Genomic DNA, 20,252 nt, shown 5'->3' with positions numbered 1-20,252 from the left:
AGCGTCGTCGGTTCGGTGGTGGACGGCTACCCCGGGTCGAGCACGCGGACCTGGCCCCAGGTCGCCCGGGTGACCGCCGACGCGGTGACGAGCACGACGACCAGGACCAGCGCGCCGACGTCGGTGACCAGCGACGGCAACACCCCGACGACACCGAACCGCTCCCGAGCCGCGGTGAAGACCTCCGGCGGCACCAGTTTCACACCCGCCGCCTGGGTGGCGTTGACCGCCAGCACGACCCAGAACAGCCACCGGCTCGGCCCGCGCAGCGCGAGCACGCCCAGCGCGTTGCCCACCACGTACAGGCACCCGACCACGCGGAACCCCACCAGGAACCCCGGCGCCTGCCCGGGATCGGCCCCGGCCAGGACCATCATCCGCGTCAGCGTCTGCTCGTCCACGACGACGAACGCGTGCACGGCCGTCCCGACCGCGAACACCACCGACGCCCACCCGGTCACGACGAGCAGCACCTTGGTCCAACGGCCCGGACGCACCACGGTTTCACGTAACGACCCCACAGCCCGATCATCGCCCCACGAGGAGCCACCGCGGATCCGGGAACGACCCTGAGGTGGCTTGAGCTTGAAGATCCATGACAAGGGAAGGAGGACCACGTGACGGGGGTCGGCACGCGCTCGCTGCTGGAACTGCCCAAGGCCCACCTGCACCTGCACCTCGACGGCTCGCTGCGCCGCTCGACCGTCGAGGAAATCGCCCGGCGGGAAGGTCGGGAGATCCCGCGCCCCACGGGGTACGGCTCGTTCGCCCACTTCACGGCGACGATCACCGCCGCCGCGGCCTGCCTGCGCGACGAGGCCGATGTCCGGCGGGCCGTCCGCGAGATCGTCGAGGACGCCAGGGCCGCCGGTGTGGTCTGGCTCGAACTCTCCGTGTGGCCGGGGCTGTTCCGGGGTCGGCTGGGTGACTACCGGGCCGCGGTCACCGCGGTCCTGGAGGCGGGTCGCGACGCTGCCGGTGAGGTCGGCTTCGGGCTCGTCCTCGCCGCCAACCGCGGGGCCGGCGTCGACGACGCGCTCACCGTGGCCACCACCGCCGCCGGGTTCGCCGGCGACGGCGTTGTCGGGTTCGGACTCGACGGTGACGAGGCATCCGCGCCGGCGGCGTGGTTCGGGCGACCGTTCGCCATCGCGCGTGAGGCCGGTCTGCTGTCGGTCCCGCACGCCGGCGAGCCGGCGGGCCCGGAGTCGGTCCGGGCCGCGCTCGGCGTCCTCGGTGCCGACCGCGTGATGCACGGGGTGCGTGCCGTCGAAGACCCCGCTCTGGTCGAGGAACGCGCGGCACGACGCTCGACATCTGCCCGACGAGCAACGCCCTGCTCGGCGTGTACCACCCGGTGGGGACCAACCCGCTGCCGACGTTGCTCGACGCGGGTGTCCGTTGCTCCCTCAACACCGACGACTCACTGCTGTTCGACACCGACCTCCTCCACGAGTACGAGATCGCCCGCTCCGTGCTCGGGTTGAGCGACGAACAACTCGCGGCGGTGGCGGCGGCCTCCGTCAACGGCTCCGGCGCACCGGACGAGCTGAAGGCCGCCGCGCTGGGCTCGATCACCACGTGGCTCGGCTGACCCGGTCAGTCGACCCGCAGGACGAAGAACAGGAACGCCAGGAAACTGGTGCCCGCGAACTCCTTGAACTCCTCGGGGAACAGCTCGCGGGCGCCGGGTGCGGGCGGCGGCTCGCTGATGACGTCGATGTGGAAACCGGCCGCGGTGAAGGCGTCGGTCATCGCGTGCAGCGGGCGGTCCCAGAAGCTCAACCGGGCGGTCTGCCCGCCCATGGTCCACTCCTCGACCCGGTTGCGGGTCTGGAAGTAGTCGGGCTTCTCCCCGGCCATGCGTTGCATCATGGTGATGACGAACGGGTGCTCGACCGAGACGATGAGCCGCCCGCCGGGTGCCAGCACGCGACGCAGCTCGGCCAGCGTCGGCCCCCAGTCCCGCAGGTAGTGCAGCACCAGGGAGGCGACGACGTCGTCGAACGCGTTGTCGGGGAACGGCAACGGTTCGGCCAGGTCGGCGACCCGCAGGTCCGCGTCGGCGCCCAACCGCCGCCGGGCCAGCTCCAGCATCCCGGCGCTCGCGTCGACGCCGGTCACCACCGCACCCCGATCACGCAGCGCGGCGAACAGGGGCCCCGAGCCGCAGCCGGCGTCGAGGATCCGCCGTCCGGCCACGTCCCCGGCGAGTTCCAGCATCGCCGGCCGTTCGTAGTACGCGTTCACGAGGCTGGTCTCGTTCTCGGCCGCGTACCCCTCGGCGATGTCGTCGTAGTCGTTCACCCGAGCCGAAGTCATGTTGACGGGACGTCCGAGCGGTGCGGAGGTTGCCCGGCCCGTAAAGCGTCCTCCAGGTCGTCGTTGGGGCAGCGGCACGTGACAAAGGAATGTCGCACTGGCCGCGCTCCTGTCGGCGGGAGGCGCCCTGTCGGTGGCGGCACCCGTCCAGGCCCACCCGGGGGGACTGGACCTGGTGGAGATCGTCTCCACCGACAGCACCACCCTGGCCTGCGTGCCCTGGTCCCACTCCGAAAGCTACGGTTCGGCCGCCGGCCGGGTCTGCACGCCGGGCAAGAACACCGGATGGGTCAAGGACACCAAGGCCGACGGCAAGTGCGTCTTCACCGAAACCCGTTGGTACCAGGGCCGTCGAGAGTTGGGCCGCTGGCGGTCACCCCGTGCGTGCCCGAAGGGCGACGTGAAGAACTTCACCTCTCCGCAGTCGCCCCGCGGAGCCACCACGGCCAAGGTCTACATGGGCCGCGACTGACCCACACCGCGTGAACGCGGCACGCCCGGCCGCCGGGAAGCCGGCGACCGGGCTCGGGTGCGGGGGGGCGTTATACCCCGGAGTTTCCCACCGGTCCGCGGGTGGAACCGCTTGACGTGCCGGCGCGGAAGCGGCGGGCGAGCAGGACCGCGGTCGCCGCGAAGCCGACGCACAACCCGGTCCACACGCCGTTGCCGCGCCAGTCGAACACGTACGCGCACAACACCATGCTCGGCACACCGATCGCCCAGTACCCCACGAGCGTGCTCCGCAGGCCCGACACGGTGTCACCGAGGCCGCGCAGCAGGCCGACCATGATGTTCTGCGTCCCCTTGCTGTACTGCTGCGCCACCGCGAACAACAGCAGCGCCGACGCGGTCGCGAGCACCGCCCCGTCCGCCTCGTCCTGGAGGAACGGCCACAACACCGCACCCGGCACCAGCACGTACGCCAGGCTCACGACCGCCATGAACGTCCAGGACAGGGTGAACGCCCGCCGCGCGATCACCGGCGCCAGACCGACCTCACCCCGGCCGACCGCGCGGCTCACCAGGATCGACGAACCCTGCGACAGACCGATGTTGCACTGGTAGACGATGTACGCGAGCTGGTTGGCCACGTTCGACGCCGCCAGCACCGCCGGCCCGAACGCACCCATCAGCAGGGTCGCGATCGACGTGAGCGCCGCCTCCGACCCGTACGTGAAGCAGATCGGCGTGCCGTGCCGGACGATCCGCCGCACCGCCGCCGGGTCCGCCCGCCACGCCGCCAGGGACACCATCGAGCTGAGCCGGGGATCCCGGGCGATGGTCGAGGCGAACGCGGCGAGCGTGCAGAACTGGACCACCGTCGTCGCCAGGCCGACACCCGCGACGCCCAACCGCGGCAGACCGAGCCAGCCGTAGATGAACACCGCGTTGCAGCCCGCGTTGACCGCGATCGACACCAGCGTCACCGCCAGCAGCGAGCCGGGCCTGCGCAACCCGACCGCGAACTGGCGCAGGACGTTCAGCCACACCATCGGGAACAGCCCGCCCGCCAACGCGAACATCATCGCGCGGGCGAGCGACACCACCTCGGGCTGCTGGCCCAGCAGCGGGAGGGCCGAGGCGAGGCCGCAGAGCACGGCCGCGCCCACCGCCGCCGTCACGGTGGCGACCAGCAACGCGGAGCGCAGCAACGACCGGATCTCGTCCCGCGCCCGGTCGTCCAGCTCGTCGGTGCCGGTGCGGCGCTCCGCCGCACCGGCCGCCGCCGCGACCAGGTTGCCGGTGCCGGTGACCATGCCCACGCACATGGTGCGGATCTGGTTGTAGAGCAGGATCGCCAGCCCGCCCGCCGCGACCGCCGACACGCCCAGCAGGCCGAGCATGGCCAGGTCGACGCTAGTGAGGGCGACCTGCGCGAGCTGGATACCCGCGATCGGGGCGGCCAGCGCCACGAGCGCGCGGTACCCGTCCCGCGCCGCCGTCGCGACCTGCGTCACGCGCCCACCGCCACCGGCGTCGGCCACGCCTCGCGCGCGGCGACGCGGACCGACGCCGCGTAGGTGGTGAACCAGCGCTCGACGCGGCGGTGGGCGAGTTCGTCGAGCACCCCGCGCGCCCGCAGCCAGTCGTCGTCGTACACCGAGTCCAGGTACTTCTCCCCGGCGTCGTTGGCCAGGACCACGACGGTGCTCCCGGGCGGGTGCTCCAGCAGGCGGCGCAGGGCCACGTGGATCGCTCCGCCGGTGGTGCCGCCCAGGAGCAGGCCGGTGCGGCGTGCCACGACGCGGGCCCCGGCGAACGCGTCGCCGTCGGACACCCGGTGCGACCGGTCCACCAGGGAGTAGTCCACGTTGGACCCGACGGGGAAGCCCTCCGGGCTGCCCGCGCCGGTCTGGTGGTAGACGCCGGGCCGACCGCCGAAGATGATCGAACCCATCGGCTCCACCGCGACCGACAGCGTCCGCGCACCCCGCGCGCGCAACTCCCGGACCGTGCCGCACAGCGAGCCGCCGGTGCCGATCGCGGCCACGAGGACGTCGACCGCGCCGAGCTGGCGCAGCAGCTCCGCCGCGAGGTCGGTGTAGCCGTTGGCGTTGCCGGGGTTGTTGTGCTGGTCCGGGTGGTAGGCCCCCAGTTCGGCGGCGAGCCGGGCGGCGACCTCCCTCCGCCGCACCGAGCTGGGACCGCCGGTCGACGGGGTGTCGACGAACACCAGCTCCGCGCCCATCGCCGACAGCATCCGCAGCTTCTCGCGGGCCGCGTGCCGGTCCACCACCGCGGTGAACCGGTAACCGCGCTCCAGCGCGAACAACGCCAGCCCGCAACCGGTGTTGCCGGAGGTCGGCTCGACGATGTGGCCGCCCGGCTTCAGCCGGCCGTCGCGTTCCGCCTCGACGACCATCTGCTTGGCCATGCGCACTTTGCAGGAGCCCGTGGGGTTGAGCTGTTCGAGTTTGAGCAGCAACCGGGTGCCGGTGCCGGTGCGGGCGAGTTCGAGCAGCGGTGTGTCCCCGATCAGGTCGGAGGCGCGCCGGACGATGGTCATCGGAACTCCTGGACGGGGTAGTCGGTGTCGACGTGCCAGCTCCCGTCGCCGACCACGACCTTCGGGGGAAGTGGCAGCTGGTGGAAGCCGCTCTCGTTCTTGTCCATCTGGTAGCCGGCGGTGTTGGGGTAGACGAGCAGGTCGCCCGGCCGCGGTTCGGCGGGCAGCCGCACCGTCCGCCAGGTGAACACGTCGTACTCCATGCAACTGGACCCGACGACCGCGGTGCGCACCGGCTCACCGGCCTCCGGCGACCCGCCCGCGCGCACCAGGACCGGGTCGGGCAGGAACTCGCTGCCCTTCCACTGCTCGGACAGGCTCATGCTGAGCCCCGCCACGGTGGTGATCAGGTGGTCGCCGCTGGGTTTGCGGCCCAGGACCGGGAAGACCGAGAACCCGGCGCCGTCGACCAGCGCCCGGCCGGGTTCGAGCAGCAGCTCCACCCCGGCGTCACGCAGCCGGTCCGCCAGCGGCACGCCGCCGGTGTCGTGCCGCAGGATGGCGGTCACCATCGCCGCGCCGGTCGGCGCCTGGTGGTACGGGTAGGTCCGGGCGGGGTTCCGTCCACTGTGGAACCACCCGTCGTGCCGGCCTTCCTCGAACCGCCGCCAGTCCTCCTCCGCCACGTAGGCCACGGCGACACCGCCGCCGATGCTGATCTTCGTGGCGGGGTGCCCGAGCGCGCGGGCGTCCCGGCACAGGTCGACGAGGTGTGCCGCGAGCCGCGCGCGGGGCACGGGGTCGTACCCGTCCAGGTGGAAGGAGAAGCCACGCAGCACGACGGAACCGCCGAGGTCCGCGCAGCGGCGGACGGCCGCGGCGAGGTCGTCGGGCGCGAAGCCGAACCGGCTGGTCGTCGCCATCGGGGGCAGGACGCGCAACAACACCTCCGCGGTCTCGCCCAGTTCGGCCGCCAGCCGGGCGACGCGCTCCAGTTCGTCCGCGGCGTCCACCGCGATCAGGCAGCGGTGGCGCAGCGACAACCACAGCAGGCCGTCGGACTTGGCCGCGCCCGTCACGCCGATCGCCTCGCCGCGCAGCCCGTTGCCGAGGGCGTGCGCCAGCTCCGGCACGCTGGCCACGTCGACTCCGGCGCCGGGGCGGATGCACTCGCGCAACCACGCCGACGCCTTGTTCGCCTTCTTGCCGTAGTACACCCGGCCGGGGGTGCGTTCGGCGGCGAGCGCGCCGATCAGGTCGTCCAGGTTCTCCGCGAACGTCTCCGGGTGGATCACGTGGAACGGGCCGCCGCCGAGGGCGCGGGCGATCTCCCACAACATCCCGCTGTCCCGCAGCTCCGGCGCCCAGGGCCGCTCGGTCGCGGGCAGCGGCGTGGACAGGGTCGCATCGGTCAGGACCACAACGCCACCTCGTGCCCGCGACCCGCCGCGATCGCACGCGTGGCGAGCGCGTGCGCGACCGGGATGTCGGTGATGATCATGCCGCTGTTGAAGGCGAAGATGCGCTCGTCGTCGGTGCGGCGGCCGGGCGCGCGGCCCGCCAGGATCTCCGGCACCTCGGTGTCGACGCGGAACACCCCGTCCGGACCGGCCATCCGCTGCCCGGTCACCGCGAGCTGCGCGGCGCTGGTCGCCACCGCGTAGTCGGCCTTGGCCATCGCGCCCTCCTCGACGCCCTTGCTGGCGACGGAGATCAGCAGGCCGCCGGGGCGCAGCCAGTCGAAGCTGACCAGCGGGTGCGCCACGCGCCCGGACGCCGCGACCACGATCTCGGCCTCGCGGGACGCGGCCTCCACGTCGTCCACCAGTTCGACCTCGCGGCCGGGGAAGTGCTCGGCCAGGATCGCGACGCTGTCGCGGATGCCGTCGGGGTGCGTGCCGAACAACAGCAGGCGGTCGAGCTTCGGCACGGCGGTGAGGAGGTAGGGCAGCGTGCGGGTGGTCTGGGCGCCGGTGCCGATCATCAACGCGGTGCGCGCGTCCGGTGAGGCGCAGGCACGTGCGATCAGCGCGGTGCTGGCGGGGGTGCGCGTGGAGCCGACGCGGTGGCAGTCCATGAGCACGAAGGGCATACCCGTGGTGTCGTCGTAGAGGGTGATGCTCGGGTAATACTTCCCCGCCGACGTGCTGCCCTGCCGGTAGCTCGTCTTGAAGGCGGCCTGTTCGAGCGACCCGTCGTAGCCGAGCATCGAGTACGTGACCGAGTCGCGCTCGGGGTCGGGCATCGTCATCATCAGCTTGGCCGGGTTCCGCGAGGCGCCGGAGGCGAAGGCCAGGTAGCCGTCCTCGACCAGCGAAAGCGCCTCGTGCGGCGGGAGTTCGAGGTCGGCCAGGTCGGACCGGGTGAGGATCCGCAGGGTCGGACCGGAGTTCACGGGCAGGTTCCTCTCACGTGGTGGGGTGCCGGGCACCCCGGGGAATTGCGGACCGGACCGCGCGTTTCACCGTCGGCGGTGGCGCGGGAATTCCGGACCGTTTGTCCGGCCGATGTGCACGGGGCGGGCGTGAGGTCGCTTCGCTGGACGTGCGCATTTTCGGGAATTGGCGCACGTGCGTCGCGGGCCGGGGTGTTCCCGGAAATCAGGGGACGCGATCAGCCGTTGTCGTCCGAACCGGAGGACCGCCGTCCGGGGAATCCGGGAAGTGCGGGCGCGGGCCACCCGCCCCGACGGAACGGGGGCGTGGTGTCACCGCGGGGGTTCGGTCAGGTCCGCGCGACGCAGATCGACGTCAGCACGTCGCGGCCCCGTTCTCCGGGGTGCGGCGGGTCGGCGTGCGCGCGGGGCAGCGGGTGGCCCGGTGCGGGCCACCCGCCGGTCGTCGGCGTCGTGACCGGGGCGGATTCGCCGGATGTGCCCTGTTCGTACAGGATCCGGCTCTCCAGCAGGGGGATGCGGCACTGGTGGCCGCCGTCGCGGTCCGCCGGTGCGGTCGCCGTCGACGACGTGGCCGCGACCGCGGTCGTCTCCTGCGCCGCGATCGCCGGGTGGACCCGGCCGTCGGCGACGCAGACCGCGAGGTGCAGGACGAACAACCCGACGAGGAGGAAACCGCCGACGAAGGCGCACAGCCACCGCCGGCAGCTGTTCGCGCTCGTTCGTCCGCTCACAGTACGACGACGCTACGGGCAGCCCGCGGAACCCGACTACCGCTGAACGGATGACGGAATAGCGATAGCACTTGACCGAATTCATCCGGCCCGCCACACCGGCTTTAGGCAGGACCGGGCCACGTGCATTACTAATCGCGCCCCGGTCGCCTGCTCGTGCGAACCGCCCCGGGCGTCAGGTGCGGGCACGCCGCGCGAGCCCGGTCAGCCGCTCCCCGATGCGGTCGACCCGCGGCTGGTGGCGCAACTCGGTGAAGATCGCCAGCGCCGCGTGCCAGGACGTCTCGGCCGCCGCGTGGTCACCCGCCTCCGCCAGGCACTCGGCGATGCCGTCCAGCGCCTTGGCTTCCTGCAACGGTTCCCCGATCCGGCGGGCCGCCTCCAGCGCCTCCCGGTGCCGGCCGAGCGCTTCGGCCGGCCGGCCGCAGTGCAGCAGGGTCGAGCCCAGGCCGTTGAACGCCTCCGTCCGCAGGCTGTGGCTGCCGATCTCACCGATCAGCTCCAGCGCCTTGTGGTGGTGCTTGAGCGCCTCGTCGGACCGGCCGAGCAACCCGTGCGCCTCGCCCAGATTGGTCAGGGTGCGGGCCTCGCCGTGCCGGTCGCCCAGTTCCTGGCACAGCGCCAGTGCCCGACCCAGGTGGTCCAGCGCCTCGTCCGCCCGGCCGGTCTCCAGGTGCACCCGGCCGAGGTTGTCCAGGGTCACCGTCTCGCCCACCCGGTCGCCCGTTTCCCGCATCGCGGCCAACGTCCGGACGAAGTAGGACACGCACTCGTCGTACCGGGCGATGTCGAGGTGGAACGCGCCGAGGTTGCCCAGCGCGACCGCCTCGCCGTGCCGGTTGCCCGCTTCCCGGCACAACCGGAGGTCCCGGTGGAAGCACGCCAGGGCCTCCTCGAACCGGCCGAGCTTCTTGGCCGCGTTGCCCAGCGCCGCGAGCGCCTGGTTCAGGCAACTCGGGCGGTCCAGGTCGACGGCCTCGCGCAGGTGGGCGTGCGCGGCGGCGAACTCGCCCTGCCGGTACAGCGCGATCCCCAGGTGGGCGCGCACCACGGCCCGGCCGTCGGGGTCGCCGTCGCGGTCGGCGGCGACCAGGGCGGCCTCGTGCACGCTCCGCAGGTCCGCCGTGCAGCCCCGGGTGTACAGGTAGCGGAACAGGGTGGTGGCGAGCCGCCAGCAGGACGCGGGCGCGCGGTCACCGCACCACTCCGCCACCGCGACGAGGTTGGCGTGCTCGGCGGCGAGCCACCGCAGCGCGTCATCGCGGGACGCGAAGTGCTTGTCCGGCAACGACAACGCGAACGGCCGGCTGCCCGCCGGCGCGAGCACCCGGTCGGCCGCCGCGGCGGTGACCAGGTAGTGGTCGATCAACCGGGACACCGCGGGCCACGGGTCGGGCTCGGTGTCCAGGGCGGTCTTGCGGGCGTGGACGTGCAGCAGGTCGTGGAAGCGGTAGCGGCCGGGCACCGGTTCCTGGAGCAGGTGGACGTCCACCAGGTCCTCCAGCAGCGGCTCGACGGCGTCCGGGTCGAGGTCCGCGAGCACGGCGGCGGCCTCGACGTCGACGTCCGCGCCGGGGTGCAGGCCCAGCAGGCGGAACAGCCGTCGCCGGTCGGTGGGCAGGGCGGTGTAGGACAGCTCGAACGCGGACGCCACCCCGAGGTCGCCCACCGCCAGCTCGCGCAACCGCCGCCGCTTGTCCCGCAACCGACCCGCCAGGTGCTCGACCGTCCACTGCGGACGGCTGCGCAGGCGGGCGGCGGCCAACCTGATGGCCAGCGGCAGGTTCTCGCACAGCCGCACCACCTCGGCGGCGGCGTCGGGCTGCCGCTCGGACCGCCCGTCGCCGACGACACCGCCGAACAGCGCCAGCGCGTCCGGGAACGGAAGGACGTCCAGCGACAACGTCCACGCGGGCAGGTCCACCAGTCGTCTTCGACTGGTCACCACCGCCAGCGAATCGGCCGAGCCGGGCAGCAGCGGTCGGACCTGGGCGGCGCTCTCGGCGTTGTCCAGCACCAGCAGCACGCGGTGACCGGCGAGCGTGGCGCGCAGCAGCGCGGACCGCTCGTCCACGCCGTCGGGCACGTCCTGCTTGGGCACGCCCAGCGCGCGCAGCAGCGCCTCCAGCGCGGTCGTGGTCGAGGAGGGAGCACGACCGGCGGTGTGGGCGTGCAGGTCGAGGAACAGGCAGGCGTCCGGGTACCGGTCGGCCAACCGGTGGGCGACGTGGACGGCGAAGGTCGTCTTGCCCACGCCCGCCATGCCGTCGACGGCGACCACGTTGCGCTTCTCGTCCTCCACGGCGGCGAGCAGGCTCCGCGCCTCGTGCTCGCGATCGGTGAAGTCGGCGGCGTCGGCGGGCAGGTCGTTTCGGCCGGTCGGGCGGGCCGGCTCGGCGGCGCCGCGCAGGATCTCCTCGTGGGCGCGGCGCAGCGGCGGGCTGGGGTCCGCGCCGAGTTCGTCGGCCAACCGGCGGCGGACGCGTTCGAAGTGGTCGAGCGCGTCGGCCTGGCGGCCCGCCTGGTACAGCGCCCGCATGTGCTGGCGGGCGATCCGCTCGTCCAGCGGGTGCGCGGCGGCCAGCGCGGCGAGGTCGGGCACGGGCAGGTTGCGGGCCAGCCGCTGCTCGTTGCGCTCGACCTCGGCGGCGAGCCGCTCGACCTCCAGCGCCTCGCGCACCGACTCGGCCCACGGCGTGTCGATCCGCTCCAGCGGCGCGCCCCGCCACAGCTCCAGCGCTTCGTCCAGGGCCGACTCGGCGACCAGGTGGCGGAAGCGGTGGACGTCGACGGACAGCGGGTCGGCCTCCAGGACGTACCCGCCGGACCGGCGCACCAGCTCGGTGTCCGGGTCGACCGCGAGCACCCGCCGCAGCCGCGAGACGTAGCTGTAGAGCACGTCGTTCGGCTTGCGCGGCGCCTGGTCGGACCAGACGCGCTCGACCAGGACGTCCACCGGGACCACCCGGTTGACCTCCACCAGCAGCACCGCGAGCACGCACTGCCGCCGCGGTGGACCGACGTCCACCCGGCGTCCCCCGACGCTGAACCCGACTTCTCCGAACAGGCGGAAATTCGCCACAGCCCCTCCCCCGGCCCCCCGCTCCAGGGAAGGCGACGGGGCGGGGCGCGGCAACCGACTCCGCCGAGCACCGCTCGAATGGAGGACCCGTTCACAGATGGCACCGGGCCGGTCGACCAGTGGACGGTCGACCGGCCCGCTCCCCTCGGGTTACTTGATCTTCTTGTACGCGCGCGGCTCGTAGCCGCCGTTCTTCAGCGCCTTCACGGACACCTTCTCGTGGTCCATGTCGGTCCTGGTGCTGCCCTGCTCGTAGATCCACATCACGGTCTTGTCGGCGTTCGCCCACTTCTCGAACAGCTTGACGTGACCGCGGCTCAGGACGATGTCACCGGGCTTGAGGGACTTCCACCCGATGGACCTGGACACGGCGGGCAGGGTGTGGGTGGTGCGGCTGCTGGTGAGCTTCCAGGCCATCGAGACGAAGCCCGAGCAGTCCGTGCGGTACTTCTTGCCGTTGTTGATGTCGCGGTAGGTCGCCCTCTGGTTGTAGGGGACCTTCTTGTCCCACCAGTATTTCGCCCGCTTGATCACCTCGGCGCGGGTGATGGGCTTGCCGTACCCCGCGGCGGCGGCCTCGGCGCTGTCGTCCGGGGCGTCCTCCACCCCCTCCTCGGCGACGACCTCGACCAGCGGCGTCTCCTGCACTTCCTCGGCTGTGGCGACCCCCAGCGACCCGAACAGCAACGACCCCGCCACGACCGGCGCGATCGCCAGTCCTGCGAGCTTCTTCAACACGTTGACCTGCACTGTTCCCCCTCTGGCACGTGGTGTTGATCCAACGCGCCGAACTCTGCCGAGCCCACCTTGCGGGAACCTTGTGGCCGTCGTGCGCACTCGCGTCAGGGGCGGCGCGGTGTCCGCGGCTCTGGGCTCACGGCCAGGTCGCCGGAACCACTCGGGTCGAACTCAGGAGGACAAGCCCTGCCGCTACACGACGCCCGTCTCCACCGAGACGAAGTAGGCGGCGGGCAGCACAGCGGCCAGGAGCCACGGTGACAGCACGCGGAGACCGAGAATGCGCCTGGCGAGGGCAACGGCCAGGACCCCGGAGCAGACCGCCAGCAGTGGCAGGTGCCAGCGCTCCGCAAGCCGCTGCGGGCCACGCGGCGTCGTGCTCCAGCCCAGGAGGCCGGCGAGGGTGATGGACCAGTACATGAAGAAGGCGAACACCAGCAGAGCGAGCAACCAGCGTAATACCGTCATCCGCTTGGAGCGATCCATCCTCGCCGACCTCTCGGGTTCATCTCATCGAACGTACTGGTAACGCCACGAACCACACACCACGCCGACCAGGCACGAGGGGTCCTCCAGCTCATGGTGGAAGACCAGTGTCAAGTTGTCCGTGATCGGGCTACCGGGATCGTTGGGGTCCTGCTGGATTTGATCGAGCCGGTAGAACTGGTGGTCGGGCATCTTGTCGTGCGATCCGTAGATCCAGTGACGACCATCCTGGTAGACGTCCTGCTGGTTAGCGTAGGTGATGCCGGCGATGGAGTTGCAGTAGGGGTTACCCACCTCATGTTCGATGACGTTGCGTGCGTACTTCCCGTCGTTGCCCAGGGCCCGGACGTCGAAGTCGTCGGCACCGGCGGTCCGGGTGGAGTCGTAGACGAACTCGCCGTTGCTCCGGCGTTCGTAGCGGTTGGTGGGATGAACGTCCTTGTGCGTCAGCGTCGCGTTGGCGTACCACACCAGGTTGAAGACAGCCCTGGTCCGGTATAGGCCAGTGTTCCAGCCGACACCGCGGTTGTCACCGCTGTACTGCCAATCAGGTCCACCCCAACTGCCCTCACAGGTGAGTCCGAAAGGGTCCTCCGGCGCGTCGATGTACCGAGTGGGGATGAACGTTTCGTACGAGTGCTCAGTGTTGATGATCGCCGGGGCAACGGCGGCGACCTCGTCACCAACACTCGCTGTTGCCGGGATTTCGGCGATGACCGTAGTCGGCGGGGTGATCTCCACGCCGTACCGGTAGCTGACCGGCCCGCCGCCCTCACGCTTTCCGTGGCCATCCTGAATCGAATTGCTGGTGAACTGGTATTGCGCTGACTGCCCCAGGGTGACAGGCAGCACTGCCCCGGCCTCGACAGTCCTGCCGACCTGCCGAGGCGCGTCCGCCTGCCCCGCCGTCACCACGTAGGAGTTCGCACCGGGAATCGCCCCCCAGGTCACCGAAGACTCCACGGTCGTCGTCACAACGGTCAAGGGAGTGAGCTGTGATGACGGGTCCGGGTTGGTGGCGATCACGGTCGCCACCGGTCTGACTTCGGACGCAGCCATGGAGACAACCACCAGGGCGGCAGAGGTCGACTGCGGCAGCGGGAGCTGCGTGGACGCCTCTGCTCCTCGCCAAAGCACTCGATGTGCGCGATCGTCGACCACCATGCGCTCGACACCTCCCCCGGGCGAGAAGGTCAACTGATCACGCGCCGGTGGACGGTCAGCATGAATTCTCCGCATCGTTTGACAAACGGTCGAGAAACCGTGCAACGCAAATCATGCGAGAACAGTTCACCTCCTACGAAACCTGCGGACACCCGAGTGCTGTTGCCGTAAAAGCATGAGCCGAGCCGTACAGCGCAGGTTCCGGAAAGCCACCTCCGGAAGCCCGGCTCCGCCGGCTGTGAAGATCACAACGCCACAGCAGACATGCTCAGCATCTCGGGTTGCCCACGACGCTACCGAGCAACATGGTCGACTCAATACACCTTACGGGTGAATTCGACGCGTTTCGGCCGCTTTCCGCGATTGGAATACCGGAGCCGTGGTCTGTTCACTTACAGTAATATTCACGTCGCGCACCCGCCGAGCAGTGGATGGCGCGCCGGATTTCCGTCCAGGCGGCAGGGGGCCATTGGCCCACTTGGCGCAGAGGGCGGGGATTGGCTTGAACGGAAGTTGTCCCCAATGGCTTGAACCAGAGTTGCCGATATGCCTCCGGTTGTGGATACGCTAGCCCCCCGTGGGGGGACGAGACTGGTTCGATGATCATGTGGCAAGAACGGTGGAGCAGCTTGCTGCAGAAGTGGAGGAGCGATTCGAGGATCCGATCCTGGCACGACTGTGGGTTGCGGACAGGGTCCGTTCCGCAGCAGAGCGCCTCGCCGACGGTTTCCTGGCAGAGGCGCGTCACGACAACACCGAGGCCGCTGATTGCGGGCACCGTGTTCGGACTTGGGAGGAACTCGGCCTGGTGCTGGGGATGTCCCCGCAAGGGGTGCGACAACGACACCTCCGGCGGCGTGGTCGAGACTAAATCGGCCAGCCCTGCTCCACGACGCGCCACTGCTCGCCCGACTTCTCGACGTTCACCGCGCTGGCGATGCTTCCGACCGTCGCTGCGACGACCGTTCCGCTGTCGGTCGACCGGGTCGCGTACGCCGGTCGAGATGACCTGCTGAAGTTCACGTACCACTACTACGAAATCGTCGACGTCTGCTTCGCGGAGGGCGGAGCGGTCTCGTTCCCCCGTGGCTCTCTGGTTGTAGCGGATCAGCTACACCTTCCCGAACTACCAGGGCGGCACCAGCCTGAACCGTGTTCGGACCGGCCGATCCCTACCGCGCAACGGCGAATCAGGCCCCAGCGCCACCGACGCAGGTCACCGGCGGCCGGCCGACGCCACCAGCCACGACCTGCTGCCCATGCCCCTGACCCGGCGCAGCCTCGCCCACGTGACCGACCGGGTCCGGGCGGTCCAGGACTTCCTCGGCCGTCCGCTGGTCCTGGAGAACCCGTGCACCTACCTGGAGTTCCGGGCGTCCGAGATGCCCGAGTGGGAGTTCCTGGCGCGGCCGGCCCGGGACACCGGGTGCGGCCTGCTGCTGGACGTGAACAACGTCTACGTCAGCGCCACCAACCACGGCTTCGACCCCGTGACCTACATCGAGGACCTGCCGGCCGACCACATCGTCCAGGTCCACCTCGCGGGGCCGAGCGACCACGGCGACTACCTGCTCGACACCCACGACCGACCGGTGCCCGACGAGGTCTGGCCGCTCTACGAGCTGGTCCACCGCCGCACCGGCGGGGTGTCCACCCTGCTGGAGTGGGACGCCGACATCCCGCCGTTCCCCCGACCTGGTCGCCGAGCCGGCGAAAGCCGCGGACGTCCGCGCCGGGCGGCGCCCGGCGGGAGACCGCGCCCATGGCTGCACCTGGACTTCGCCCTGCTCGACGCCCTCGACGCCGCCGACCACGGCCACCGCCCCGCCGTCCCGGCCACCGCCGACACCTACTACGCCGTGGCCCGCACGCACTACCGCGTCCGGGTCCACGTCCTCGAACCCTGGCAACACGCCTTCCTCAGCCACCGCACGGACAACCGCGACCTCCCCCGGTTCCAGGCCTCATCACCTGGCTCCCCCTGGCCGTGGACGCCGGCATGGCGACCGCCGTCCTTGACGAGTAGGCGGAACCCCGCGCTCGACGTCGCCACCGGTGACGACGTCGAGCGCTGCCAGGAGATCAGCACTCGGCCAAGGCCCTGCCCCACCCGCGTCGGCGGGGTGGGCCGGAGCGAGAACGCCCCCAAGACCGGTTTCCCCGCACCGACGGGGGTCCGGGCGACGCTCCGGCTTTGAGGACAAGCCTCAATGGCGTTCCAGGCAGCCGTGTCCCCGCGCGGCGTAGATCAGGGATGAGCCCTCGGCCAACTTGACCGTCAGCTTCCCGCAGACGAACACCCTGCCGGTCGAGTTGATCGTGATGGTGCCCTCCCCCGCGTACGGCACTCGCGGCCGGCAGTCGAAACCGCCGACCTCCAAGCTGGGCCCGTCACCCACGGGACCGCCGTAGGCGCAGTGCACGTGTCGAGGATCGGCCTGCGCGGTGGTCGCCAGGCCGGTGACCAGGACACCGGCGGCGAAGGTCGTCATCAGGCTCTTCGTCAGGTTGCGCATGGGTCTCTCCTCCGAGGTGTGCATCGCCCGCGGACCGCTGCCCCGCGGGCGTGGCGAATCCGGGCCCGGGTACCCCTTGGCCGGGCGATGCCGACAGCTCCGCGGCGAGTACACCCGACCGGGACGGCGGGTTCACCCGTTGGACAACGGCCGCCGGCCAACGGCGAAGCCCGCGGTCAGGGGGCTGCCGGGCACGATCCGCACCACCGCCGTCATCGCGTGGCAGGGTGATACGGTGATCCACATGAGTGGCATCTAGGAACTCTCGGGTGTGAATGACCGGCGTCGTGACGGAGCGGCGCGGGTTTGCGCCGCCTTCGCGGCGACTCCCCCTCGCGCTGTTCGCGCGAACCCGAGAACCGGAGCCACTTCACCATGTCCTTCCCCACGCCTGGTCCCCGCGTGCCCGAAACCGCCCGGTCGCGGTGGCTGACGCTGACCCTGCTCGCCTTGTTGCAGTTCCTCATCGCGGTCGACGTCACCGTGGTGAATATCGCGTTGCCCGCCATCGGTGACGAGTTCGACGTCGACGCACGTCACCTCACCTGGGTGGTCACCGGCTACACCGTCGTCGGCGGCGGCCTGCTCATGGTGGGCGGCCGGATCGCCGACCTGTTCGGCAGGCGCCGGACGCTGCTGGCGGGCGCGGCGTTGTTCGGGGTGGCCTCGCTGGGCGCCGGCCTCGCACCGGCCCTGCCCCTGCTGGTGCTCGCCCGGTTCGGTCAGGGCGCGGGCGAAGCACTCGCCCTGCCGGCCGCCATGTCGATCCTCGCGCTGCTGTTCCCCGAGGCGCGGGAGAGGTCGCGGGCGCTGAGCGTCTGGGCCGCGGTGGCCAGTTGCGGCCTGGTGCTCGGGTTCCTGCTGTCCGGGCTGATCACCGAGCTGCTGCACTGGCGGTGGATCTTCCTGGTCAACCTGCCGCTGGTCGTCGTCGTGGTGTGTGGTTGCCTGGTGCTGCTGCGCCCCGACGGGCCGGTGACCCGCACGCCGGTCGACCTGCCCGGCGCGGCGCTGCTCGTCACCGCGCCGCTGCTGCTGATCTTCGGGGTCATCCGGTTCGGCGACCAGGACCCGGACCTGCTGCTCGCGGGCGCGGCGGTGGTGGCCGGGCTGCTGTGCGCCGCGGCGTTCCCGCTGGTCGAGCGGAGGGCCGCGCACCCCCTGGTGCCGCTGTCCTTCTTCCGCCACCGCGACCGCGTCCTGGCCAACGGGGCGACCGCGTTGTTCAGCGCGGCGCTGTCCACGTCGTTCTTCCTGCTGACGCTGCACCTCCAGGAGCAGCGCGGCCTGTCGCCCATCGCGGCGGGCGCGGCGTTCCTGCCGCTGGCGGTGACCCTCATCGGGGCCACCGTGGTCGTGCCCGGCATCATCGCCCGGCTGGGGTTCACGTGGACCGCGGTGCTCGGCATGGCCACCGCGGGACTGGGCATCGGCGTGCTCGCCCTGGTCCCGGACACCTCGGCGCTCGTGGTCTCGGTGCTCCCCGGCACGGTGCTCGTCGCGTTCGGCATGGGCGTCGGGTTGGTGGCGTTGCAGAACGCGGCGCTGCACGGCGTCACCGATGCCGACGCGGGCATCGCCTCCGGGGTGCAGCGCTGCGCCGACCAGCTCGGCGGCGCGAGCGGCGTCGCCCTCTACGTCGGGGTCGGCTTCTCCCCGTTGCTCGGACCGGGCACCGACCCTTTCCTCGTCTCCTACGGATTCGCGCTCGTCGGCATCGTCCTGGTCATCGCCACCGTGCCGGTGTTGTCGCGGCCTCGGTCACGGTGAGGCGGATCGGCACGCCGATGACCGGCGTGCGCGGACCGGTGGTGAGCAGGTCCAGCGCGGCGTTGTACACGCCCGGCCGCAAACCCGTCGCGTCGACGGTGACGTGCACCTGCCCGGTCGTCCCCGGTGGGATGGCGGCCGGTGACGCGGGCGTCGTGAGCCACGGCAGGTCGGTGTGCACCGGGGACGGCGTCTGGAACAGGCTGACGTTCGCGGGTCCCTGGCTCGGGAACGGGCCCGCGTAGCGCGGGTGGGTGTACACCCAGACGTTGCCCGACGCGTCGGCCTCGATGCCACCGGCGTTGTAGGGGCTCGCGATCGGCGCCCAGCCCAGGACGTCCCCGGCCTGGCAGCTGGTCGGGTTGATCAACTCGATGCGCCCCCTGCGGTCGTTGTAGTTGCCGGTCGCCTCGTAGACCCAGAGGTGGTCGTGGGGCCCGAGGGCCGCGCCCGCCGGGTAGTAGTTCGGGTCCCACCGGCTGAACCTGATGTCGCACGAGGAAACCAGCGCGCCCGCGTCGGCGTGCGAGGCGCCCTTGACGGTCCACACCGTCCTGTTGTCGATCAGGTGGAACACGTCGGTGCGCGGGTTGTGCGCCAGGCCGCTGCGACCGCCGACGACGTGGGGCACGGTGGTGAGGTGCGTGCTCACCTCACCCGTGTTCGGACGCACGCAGTGGATGACGGCGCCGCCGTCGAACGTCGACTCGTTGACGTAGCAGAGCTTGTCGCCGACCACCGCGGGGTCCGCCGGGTTCTCGGTGTCGGGCAACGTCGTGCGGTCGCGCACGACGCCGTCCGGGGTGAGCCGGACCAGTTGGTGTGCCGAGGGCACGGTGATCCACACGTCGCCCCCGAGTTCGGCGACGCCGGAACCGCCCTCGACACCGGCGGCCCTGGGGTCCCAGGAGCGCAACGTGCCGGACGTGCCGGGCCGCGGCGGCGTCGAGCCGCCGTCGACCTCCCTGGCCGACCAGGTCCCGGCCGAGGTGCCGGTGTTGCGCACCGACGCCGACCCCGTCGCCCTGCCGCCGGCGGGCACGGTGATCTCCAGCGTGCCCGCCGGTGGTTCGAGGATGGGCGACCTGATCGCGAGGTCCGCCGTGACCGCGCCGTGCTCCGAGGTGGACCCCGGTGTCAGGACCTCGGTCGCGTAGCCGGGCGCGCTCACCGTGACACGCGGATCGGTCGCCGCGACCTCCAACTGGTAGCGGCCTTCGTAGTTGGACGTGGCCGTCGCGGTCCGGCCGCCGGTGGTCGTGCTCAGGACGATGTCGGACTGCGGTTTGCCGGTGTTGGCGTTGGTGATCACGCCGCGGGCGATCGCGGTGCCGGGCACGTGCAGCCGCACCGCGGCGGTGTCCGACAGCTTGTTCTCGTTGTCCGACCACACGACGGCGCTGGTGCCCCCGGCGTTCTCGATCCCGACGAGGGCGGTCGCGCCGCGTTCGGCGGCCTGGTCGAGGCCCCGGTACTGGAGCAGGATCACACCGTTCTCGCCGAACACCAGTTCCGCGCTCAACCTGCTGCCGGGCACCGACTTGAGCGTCACGTCACGCCATTCGACGATGTAGCGGCGGTTCGGCGCGACGCCGTCGGTCCCGGTCCAGACGCCCGCCTGGTCGTCCACGACGAGGTCGTCCCAGAACGCGTACACGGCGGCGTTGGGCCGGTTCGGCGCGGGAATCCGCTTGGGCGGCTGCACGTCGCCGTCGTTGATGAAGCTGAGGTAGCCGTCGACCTCGTGCACGGCGTCGCGGTACGTGGTGCCGTAGAACGTCAAGGGGAACGGCAGTTGGAGCACTCGCGCGTCGAAGTCCCCTTTGAGGGTGGTCTTCGTCGTTCCCTCCACATAGGACGGAGCAACGGCGGTCGCGGTGTAGCCGTAGGTCTCGGTGCCGGTCGCGGGCGCCGCGATCGCCGGCGCGGCGAAGGCGACCAGGGCCAGGGCGGTGGCGGCAGGCAGGTGGCGCATCACGCACTCCTGTCGAAGGGGTGGAGTGGCCGATCCCACCTACCGTGCCGAGTGCGCACCCCTGTGCACAAGGCACCTGACGGACGCCACGCCGCCGCCGAAAGCACAGCACGACTGTGCCGG

General features: G+C 71.4%; 17 protein-coding genes and 1 pseudogene. 4 read left to right on the top strand and 14 right to left on the bottom strand.

The features are described from left to right. Positions 1–26 precede the first annotated feature (26 nt). Positions 27–521 carry a hypothetical protein gene (locus KZQ38_RS30460; protein ID WP_308258672.1) on the bottom strand — a complete coding sequence of 165 codons (495 nt, stop codon included), beginning with the start codon at positions 519–521 and terminating at the stop codon, positions 27–29. A 96-nt stretch (positions 522–617) separates the two neighbouring features. Between KZQ38_RS30460 and add the strand changes: the two are divergent. After that, positions 618–1,594: pseudogene (add, locus tag KZQ38_RS30455) on the top strand (adenosine deaminase). Positions 1,595–1,599: 5 nt separating this feature from the next. On the opposite strand, the gene KZQ38_RS30450 reads toward add, so the two are convergent. Then, positions 1,600–2,322 carry a class I SAM-dependent methyltransferase gene (locus tag KZQ38_RS30450; RefSeq protein WP_219446936.1) on the bottom strand — a complete coding sequence of 241 codons (723 nt, stop codon included), beginning with the start codon at positions 2,320–2,322 and terminating at the stop codon, positions 1,600–1,602. Between the two features lie 175 nt (positions 2,323–2,497). On the opposite strand from KZQ38_RS30450, the gene KZQ38_RS30445 reads away from it, so the two are divergent. Beyond that, complete coding sequence (locus tag KZQ38_RS30445; RefSeq protein ID WP_219446935.1) at positions 2,498–2,794, top strand: hypothetical protein; 297 nt, start codon at positions 2,498–2,500, stop codon at positions 2,792–2,794. A gap of 70 nt (positions 2,795–2,864) precedes the next feature. Here KZQ38_RS30445 and KZQ38_RS30440 read toward each other — a convergent pair whose 3' ends face one another. The 9 genes from KZQ38_RS30440 to KZQ38_RS30400 form a co-directional block, all read right to left on the bottom strand. Then, positions 2,865–4,280 (bottom strand): MATE family efflux transporter, encoded by a 1,416-nt coding sequence (locus KZQ38_RS30440; RefSeq protein WP_219446934.1) that lies wholly within the window; start codon positions 4,278–4,280, stop codon positions 2,865–2,867. Further along, on the bottom strand, positions 4,277–5,329 hold the full coding sequence (locus KZQ38_RS30435) for a PLP-dependent cysteine synthase family protein (protein WP_219446933.1): 1,053 nt from the start codon (positions 5,327–5,329) through the stop codon (positions 4,277–4,279). Before KZQ38_RS30435 ends, KZQ38_RS30440 begins: the two co-directional genes overlap by 4 nt. Further along, positions 5,326–6,690 carry an alanine racemase gene (locus tag KZQ38_RS30430; RefSeq protein WP_219446932.1) on the bottom strand — a complete coding sequence of 455 codons (1,365 nt, stop codon included), beginning with the start codon at positions 6,688–6,690 and terminating at the stop codon, positions 5,326–5,328. Before KZQ38_RS30430 ends, KZQ38_RS30435 begins: the two co-directional genes overlap by 4 nt. Continuing rightward, positions 6,681–7,664, bottom strand: a complete 984-nt coding sequence (locus tag KZQ38_RS30425) for an ornithine cyclodeaminase (protein ID WP_219446931.1) — start codon at positions 7,662–7,664, stop codon at positions 6,681–6,683. The genes KZQ38_RS30430 and KZQ38_RS30425 overlap by 10 nt, the downstream gene beginning before the upstream one ends. A gap of 329 nt (positions 7,665–7,993) precedes the next feature. Next, positions 7,994–8,398 carry a hypothetical protein gene (locus KZQ38_RS30420; RefSeq protein ID WP_219446930.1) on the bottom strand — a complete coding sequence of 135 codons (405 nt, stop codon included), beginning with the start codon at positions 8,396–8,398 and terminating at the stop codon, positions 7,994–7,996. 175 nt (positions 8,399–8,573) lie between these two features. Continuing rightward, positions 8,574–11,480 (bottom strand): AfsR/SARP family transcriptional regulator, encoded by a 2,907-nt coding sequence (locus KZQ38_RS30415; RefSeq protein WP_219446929.1) that lies wholly within the window; start codon positions 11,478–11,480, stop codon positions 8,574–8,576. Positions 11,481–11,630: 150 nt separating this feature from the next. Next, the gene (locus KZQ38_RS30410; protein WP_219446927.1) at positions 11,631–12,230 is read right to left on the bottom strand and encodes an NlpC/P60 family protein; all 600 of its coding nucleotides are present in this window, start codon (positions 12,228–12,230) and stop codon (positions 11,631–11,633) included. Positions 12,231–12,410: 180 nt separating this feature from the next. After that, on the bottom strand, positions 12,411–12,686 hold the full coding sequence (locus KZQ38_RS30405; protein WP_219446926.1) for a hypothetical protein: 276 nt from the start codon (positions 12,684–12,686) through the stop codon (positions 12,411–12,413). A gap of 42 nt (positions 12,687–12,728) precedes the next feature. Further along, entirely contained in the window at positions 12,729–13,868 is a 1,140-nt protein-coding gene (locus KZQ38_RS30400) for a hypothetical protein (RefSeq protein WP_219446924.1), read from the bottom strand. Between the two features lie 1,106 nt (positions 13,869–14,974). Between KZQ38_RS30400 and KZQ38_RS30395 the strand changes: the two genes are divergently transcribed. Then, entirely contained in the window at positions 14,975–16,066 is a 1,092-nt protein-coding gene (locus KZQ38_RS30395; protein WP_308258681.1) for an MbnB/TglH/ChrH family RiPP precursor modification enzyme, read from the top strand. A 9-nt stretch (positions 16,067–16,075) separates the two neighbouring features. Here KZQ38_RS30395 and KZQ38_RS30390 read toward each other — a convergent pair whose 3' ends face one another. Then, entirely contained in the window at positions 16,076–16,384 is a 309-nt protein-coding gene (locus tag KZQ38_RS30390) for a hypothetical protein (RefSeq protein ID WP_219446921.1), read from the bottom strand. 132 nt (positions 16,385–16,516) lie between these two features. Next, positions 16,517–16,639 (bottom strand): hypothetical protein, encoded by a 123-nt coding sequence (locus KZQ38_RS36640; protein WP_257902576.1) that lies wholly within the window; start codon positions 16,637–16,639, stop codon positions 16,517–16,519. Positions 16,640–16,786: 147 nt separating this feature from the next. On the opposite strand from KZQ38_RS36640, the gene KZQ38_RS30385 reads away from it, so the two are divergent. Beyond that, complete coding sequence (locus KZQ38_RS30385; RefSeq protein ID WP_308258670.1) at positions 16,787–18,154, top strand: MFS transporter; 1,368 nt, start codon at positions 16,787–16,789, stop codon at positions 18,152–18,154. Here the strand turns inward: KZQ38_RS30385 and KZQ38_RS30380 are convergent. After that, a complete protein-coding gene (locus tag KZQ38_RS30380) occupies positions 18,111–20,129 on the bottom strand; it encodes an NIDO-like domain-containing protein (RefSeq protein WP_219446918.1) in 2,019 nt (672 codons plus the stop codon). The genes KZQ38_RS30385 and KZQ38_RS30380 overlap by 44 nt on opposite strands. Positions 20,130–20,252 lie beyond the last annotated feature (123 nt).

Origin of the sequence: Saccharothrix obliqua, assembly GCF_019375475.1 — a bacterium.
In the GTDB taxonomy this organism is placed as follows: Bacteria; Actinomycetota; Actinomycetes; order Mycobacteriales; family Pseudonocardiaceae; genus Actinosynnema; species Actinosynnema obliqua.
This window is presented reverse-complemented; position numbering and strand designations above follow the sequence as displayed.

Excerpts from the sequence above, each read along its gene's own strand:
- KZQ38_RS30450 (WP_219446936.1), bottom strand. The coding sequence starts at position 2,322 with ATGACTTCGGCTCGGGTGAACGACTACGACGACATCGCCGAGGGGTAC.
- KZQ38_RS30435 (WP_219446933.1), bottom strand. The coding sequence starts at position 5,329 with ATGACCATCGTCCGGCGCGCCTCCGACCTGATCGGGGACACACCGCTG.
- KZQ38_RS30405 (WP_219446926.1), bottom strand. The coding sequence starts at position 12,686 with ATGACGGTATTACGCTGGTTGCTCGCTCTGCTGGTGTTCGCCTTCTTC.
- KZQ38_RS30400 (WP_219446924.1), bottom strand. The coding sequence starts at position 13,868 with ATGGTGGTCGACGATCGCGCACATCGAGTGCTTTGGCGAGGAGCAGAG.
- KZQ38_RS30390 (WP_219446921.1), bottom strand. The coding sequence starts at position 16,384 with ATGCGCAACCTGACGAAGAGCCTGATGACGACCTTCGCCGCCGGTGTC.
- KZQ38_RS36640 (WP_257902576.1), bottom strand. The coding sequence starts at position 16,639 with ATGCCACTCATGTGGATCACCGTATCACCCTGCCACGCGATGACGGCG.
- KZQ38_RS30380 (WP_219446918.1), bottom strand. The coding sequence starts at position 20,129 with ATGCGCCACCTGCCTGCCGCCACCGCCCTGGCCCTGGTCGCCTTCGCC.